This is a genomic window from Skermanella sp., from assembly GCF_059503625.1.
In genome coordinates, this window is the sequence record NZ_JCACHA010000027.1 from 1 (window position 1) to 4,447 (window position 4,447).

Genomic DNA, 4,447 nt, shown 5'->3' on the forward strand with positions numbered 1-4,447 from the left:
CCTCCAGCGGATGGTGGAAGAACTGCCGCGTTACAATCTGCCGGAGATCAAGGAGAACGGCGACATCATCGTGCGCCGGGCCGATCCGCCTGAAAAGCCCGGACAGCCGATACCGCCCGTTGCACCCGGAAACGGCGTCGACCTGTAGCCGGGCGGGGCTAAGGACGGCAGGCGGTAGAGCCGGCTTCAGCCGCCGAGCAGGGCGCCCAGGGAGTGCAGCGGCTTGTGGGCGTCGCACAGGATCTTGAACACGGCCAGGATCGGTACCGCCATCAGCGCACCGGGAATGCCCCACAGCCATCCCCAGAACAGGATCGTCAGGAACACGGCTATCGGGTTCAACGTCAGCCTGTGGCCGACGATCATGGGAGTGACGATGTTGCCCTCGACCGCGGTCACCGCCAGGAACGACAGCGGCGGCAGGACGATCTGAAGCAGACCGTCGAAGGTCAGGGCCGAGACGAGTGCGATGATGGTCAGGCTGACGGCGGCTCCCAGGTATGGGATGAAGTTCAGCAGACCGGCCAGGACACCCCACAGACCGGGGTTCGGCACCCCGAAAGCCGTCATCAACCCGGCGGTGACGAGGCCAAGGGCGGTGTTGATCAGGGTGACGGTGGCCAGATAGGCCGCGATGTTCTTCTGCACCGTACCGGCTATGGTCGCGTAATGTATGCGATCCTCCAGGTTGGTCATCGTGCCCATCAGCTGCTCCAGCATGCTGCGGCCACGGGCCAGGAAGAAGAACAGCAGCACCAGGACGACGAACAACTGCGCCAGGATCACCTGCGTCTGGGTCAGCGCCTGCTCCGCCAGACTGGGACCGCGCACCACAACAGCCTGGGCCTCGTCGTCGGCGGCGGCCGCCATCTGCTCGATCTGGTGGGAAGCCCTGCGGGCGCTCTCGACCGACTCCCGCAGGTCGCCCAGCTTCAACTCCAACTGGTTCATGACAACGGGAGCCCGCTTGATCCAGACCGTCGCCGGTTCGGTCAAGCTGAAGGCGGCGCCGGCAAGGCCTAGCAGCAGCACCACCACCAGGAAGGCGGCGCTCAGCGATTCCGGGATGCGCAGGCGGCGAAGACCCTTGACGACAGGGCGGAGCAGAAGGCTGAGCAGCAGCGCCAGGAAGACCGGCAACAGCAGGTCGCGCGCCAGGAACAGGGTATACAGCACCCCAAGGCTGAACAGTCCGACGATGGCGACCCGCTCCGCTTTGCCGCGGCCGTTGATGGCCGGGGCGCCGTCGGGGCTCGGTCCGGTAAGCCGCGGACGGCCTTCAAGGTGGGGAGCGGCAATGTTGCTGGTCATGCCACTGTAACGCTTGGTCCGCCCCGATGGTTCGCCGGCACCTCGGGGGCAGTCGCCTTTCGAGCGGTCACTCGCCTTTCGGATGGCGGCGCTGCTCGAATTTCCGGAAGGCACGGAAGGTAAGGGGCACCAGCGATACGATCAGGACGATGCGCACGATGTGGTGGGTGGAGACGAACGCGGCATCAACGCCGAGCGCCAGCGCTACCAGACTCATCTCCGCAAGGCCGCCGGGCGAAAACGCCAGTACCAGGGCGGGCAGGGGAATCCCGGTGATCCAGTGCAGGGCCAGCGAAAACGCCATCGTGACGACCAGCAGCATCGCCGTCAGGGCGGAGGCGATCGCCAGGGTATGGGCGATGCGGCTGACGCGGACACCGGAGAAACGGCTGCCGAGCGCCGCTCCCACGACGATCTGGGCGGCGGCGATCAGGACGCCGGGCGGCTTGCCGGTCGTCAGTCCGCCCAGGTGGATGGCGGCGCTGACCAGCATCGGCCCCAGCAGCATATAGGCGGGCAGGCGCAGCCACCGGCCGGCGACGGCTCCCAGTGCGCAGGACGCCAGCAGGGCCAGGTCGACCGGAGGCACGTCGGCCAGGGCCGGCCCGAGAGGACCCCGGCTGGCGGGGTCGTAACCCTGGAACATCTGGAAGAAGACGGGGACGGTCATGACCACCAGCATCACGCGGGCGCTGTGTGCGACCGATATCGTCCTGTCGTCGCCGCCCATGGCGGACCCGACCAGCACCATCTCGTTCAACCCGCCGGGAGTGGCCGTGAAGAACGCGGTGACCGGATCGTAGCGTGCGACCTTGCGGAGAAAAACGATCCCGAGCGCCGCCGACAGGACGATGTAGAAGGCGAGGCCGGCCAGACTGATCGCCCATTCACCGAGACGGTCGGCGATATGCGGCGTGAAAGCGCTCCCCAGCATGATGCCCAGGATCATGATCATGCCCGAACGGAGACCGCCGGGGACCTGGATCGGCAGGCCGCTCATGGAGGCCGCCGTGCAGAACACCATCGATCCGATCATCCAGGCCAGCGGCAACTGGAACCACGAGAACACGGCTCCGCCGAGGGTGCCGAGCAGCAGGGTAAACGCCAGCATAGGGGGATTGAGCCGGCGGACGGCAGCCCGCCAGGGTTTCTCGGAAGGTGTGCTCATCGGACGGTCAGCTTACGATACGGCCCAGCCGGACGGCCGTCTGGCCGCGCCGCAGCCGGCGCGACGGCATGATCAGGACGCAATTGTCATAGGGGGTCCTTATCTCCGTGCTGTCGTCCCGGGCGATCAGGGTGCCCTTGCGGCCGATGATCTCCATGCCGACATAGTCGGCTTCATAGACCAGATCGGAACCCTTCATCGTGACCGCGTCGGTGATCTCGATCACCTTCTGCTCCGGCGGCGGCTCCGGCTTCAGGTGGGGAGCCGCGAAGTCCGGATCGACGGTGCCGGTGGCGAGCAGGAAGCGCAGCGTGGTCTCGATCGCCACGGATGCCGCGTCCCGTTCCCAATGCTGGCCGCACTCGGCCAGCAGGGCGGTCTTGCTCCCGGCGGGATCGGCGAAGCCCGCATAGTCGAGCAGCCGGCGGCCGGAGGCATGGCCGCTGTCGCTGACGATCCATTCCGGAACTCCGACCGCCTGAGCCAGTTGCCGCCCGCGTTCCGTCACGCCGCACAGCACCAGCGGCGGCGTCGCATGCTGCATCGAGTGCAGATCGAGCAGCAGGTCGGCGGTATCGTAGACCGGACGCAAGGTCCGGGCGCGGATCAGTTCGACCGAGTTCCGGGGGCCTTCCAGCACCTGCGGAGACCAGACCCGGTTGAAGTCCTCGTCGACGAAACGGGATGCGCCGGGACGTGCCGGATCGAAGCACCGATAGGCCGCGACATTGGCGAAACACAGCGTCAGCCGTCCGCGCACCGGCCTGACGCCGTGACGGAACAGGAAGTCGAGCGCTATGGCGCCGCACAGTTCGTTGCCATGGGTAAGGGCATTGACCAGTACGTGCGGACCGTCTTTACCGCTGTCGAACGTCGTGACGAAATCGATCCCCGTATTGCCGGATCGGTAGGCGGTTATATCCGGCGGCTTCAGTTCGATCCGATAAGCGGTTTCAGTCAAGGGTATCGTTCCCCAAAATGTTGGCTCGCTGGCCCGAGCGCGGCGCCTACAGGACTATAGGCTTTCCGCCGCCATGGACAAACCGGTACGGTGCCGGGCGGTGCAGATATGCGTCGGTGTATTACACGGCGCATCTTCGTGCATGGGCACCTTGCGATAAGTTTCCATCGACGGTTCCGGATAGCCGGGCTATACCGGAGCGTGTCACAATTTTGAAATTCAGTGGTGGAGCCGCCTGGAACGGCAGGAAACGTTCCAGGCAGACGGAGTGCTTATGAGCTTTGTGATCGAAGATGTTCTGGTCCGTGACGATCCGCAAGGTCGGCCCGTTCCTCTGGTCCTCGATTCACCGCATAGCGGCAACGTCTATCCGCGCGACTTCGGCTTCGTCTGTCCGTTCCGGGCACTCCGTCAGGCCGAGGACACCCATGTCGACGAGCTGATCGCAATGGCGCCGGAGCATGGCGCCACCGTGATCAGCGCGCTTTTCCCGCGCAGCTATATCGACGTCAACCGGGCCATCGACGATATCGAGCCGGAACTGCTGGCATCTCCCTGGCCCGAACCGATCCACCCGAGCGAGAAGAGCTTCGCCGGCATGGGGCTGGTCCGCCGCCTGTGCCGGCCCGGCATGCCGATGTACGACGGACGGCTGAGCGTCGCCCAGGTGGCGTGGCGGATCGATCGCTACTACCGACCCTATCATGAGCAGGTCGGCACCGCGATCGACCGGCTCCATCGCCAGTTCGGCACGGTCTATCACCTCAACTGCCATTCCATGCCTACCTTCGGCAGGGACCCGTCGGCCCGTGCCGATTTCATCCTGGGCGACCGCGACGGCACGACCTGCGATCCCGACTTCACCCGCTACGTCGCCGGCTTCCTGAAAAGCCTGGGCTACAGGGTGAAGCTCAACGACCCTTACAAGGGGGTCGAACTGGTGCGTCGCTACTCCGATCCGAAGCGCGGGCTGCACAGCCTGCAACTGGAAATCCATCGCGGCCTCT

At 65.6% G+C, this 4,447-nt stretch carries 4 protein-coding genes; 1 reads left to right on the forward strand and 3 read right to left on the reverse strand.

The window, feature by feature from the left end; translation table 11 throughout:
- Nucleotides 1-186 precede the first annotated feature (186 nt).
- From AC5JJ6_RS00685 to AC5JJ6_RS00695, 3 genes are all read right to left on the reverse strand, one after another.
- Entirely contained in the window at nt 187-1,311 is a 1,125-nt protein-coding gene (locus AC5JJ6_RS00685; protein ID WP_496040189.1) for an AI-2E family transporter, read from the reverse strand.
- A gap of 67 nt (nt 1,312-1,378) precedes the next feature.
- Nucleotides 1,379-2,479 (reverse strand): AbrB family transcriptional regulator, encoded by a 1,101-nt coding sequence (locus AC5JJ6_RS00690; RefSeq protein WP_496040190.1) that lies wholly within the window; start codon nt 2,477-2,479, stop codon nt 1,379-1,381.
- Between the two features lie 7 nt (nt 2,480-2,486).
- Entirely contained in the window at nt 2,487-3,440 is a 954-nt protein-coding gene (locus AC5JJ6_RS00695; RefSeq protein ID WP_496040191.1) for a M14 family metallopeptidase, read from the reverse strand.
- 274 nt (nt 3,441-3,714) lie between these two features.
- Here AC5JJ6_RS00695 and AC5JJ6_RS00700 point away from each other — a divergent pair.
- Nucleotides 3,715-4,447: N-formylglutamate amidohydrolase (locus tag AC5JJ6_RS00700; protein ID WP_496040192.1), on the forward strand; the 733-nt coding region annotated here is incomplete at its 3' end.

Coding starts and splice junctions, on each gene's coding strand:
- AC5JJ6_RS00685 (WP_496040189.1), bottom strand. CDS start 1,311: ATGACCAGCAACATTGCCGCTCCCCACCTTGAAGGCCGTCCGCGGCTT.
- AC5JJ6_RS00690 (WP_496040190.1), bottom strand. CDS start 2,479: ATGAGCACACCTTCCGAGAAACCCTGGCGGGCTGCCGTCCGCCGGCTC.